Annotated in this window: 1 pseudogene; it reads right to left on the bottom strand. The window is 58.8% G+C overall.

Annotated features, from left to right (window positions below):
* Nucleotides 1-614: pseudogene (locus ACP7BZ_RS22965) on the bottom strand (IS481 family transposase); the annotation flags it as partial.
* Between the last annotated feature and the right edge of the window lie 313 nt (nucleotides 615-927).

The raw sequence follows: 927 nt of genomic DNA, 5'->3' as shown, positions 1-927 counted from the left end.
TTGTCGGTCAGGATCTTGGTGATTTTGATGGGCGAGGCGATCTTCAACCGGCGCAGGAAGTCGACGCTGCTTTTGTCGGTCATGTCGCCATAAATATGCAAAAACACCCAGCGCGTGGCGCGGTCGATGGCCACGAACAGATAGCGCCGCGAGGTCTCGTCGGGCATCTGTGGCAGGTATTTGATGTCAACGTGAACGAAGCCCGGCTCATAGTCCTTGAAGGTCTTTTTGGGAGCGAGCGTTTCGCCTTCTGCCTTCGGGATGATGTCCTCCAGGCGCGACATGCCTTCGCGCTTGAGCAGACGGGCGATGCCTGCCCGCGAGACGGCGGCGTTGATGTATTCCCGAGTGATATAGAGCAGGTCGTCGAGCGGCAGATAGAGCGACTGGCGCAGTGACAGCACGATGGCCTCCTGCGTCGCGCTCAGCGTGGTGTGGAGCGTGTGGGCGCGGTGCGAACGGTCTTGCACGTCGTCGCGCTTGAGCCACTTGGCGGCGGTGGCACGGGTGATATTGAAGACCTTGGCCGCCTCGCGGTCGGACAGGCCAGAGTCCTTGATTTCTTGTCGAATCTTCGGCGTCGTGCGGGCTTGGGGATGAATGCGTGAGGTCATGAAATGAAGTTTATGCGATTTGCTGCAACCGATGGGACGACCGCCGCGGCAAACCGGCGATCAACTCGTCAAGCACGGCTTTAGCTCGGAACAACGCCATGCTGCGACGGGGAATATGATCACACGAAACTAAAAACTTAGCAAGGCACACACAACAACCCGGTCGAGAACGCCATCCGCCCCATCGCCATCGGCAAGAATAAGGCGAAGTCGGCGCTTATGTGTAGTCGTCGACGCGTTGTTCTGCCAGAAGCGCAACCTGCCTTTGCTGGGGCGGCCCGATCGACTACTGGACTTCGCATAAGAAGACGCG

Origin of the sequence: Massilia sp. PWRC2, from assembly GCF_049896725.1 — a bacterium.
Lineage (GTDB): Bacteria > Pseudomonadota > Gammaproteobacteria > Burkholderiales > Burkholderiaceae_D > JAFCUW01.
The sequence above is the reverse complement of the archived record's forward strand: the minus strand, read 5'-3'. Positions and strand labels throughout refer to the sequence as shown.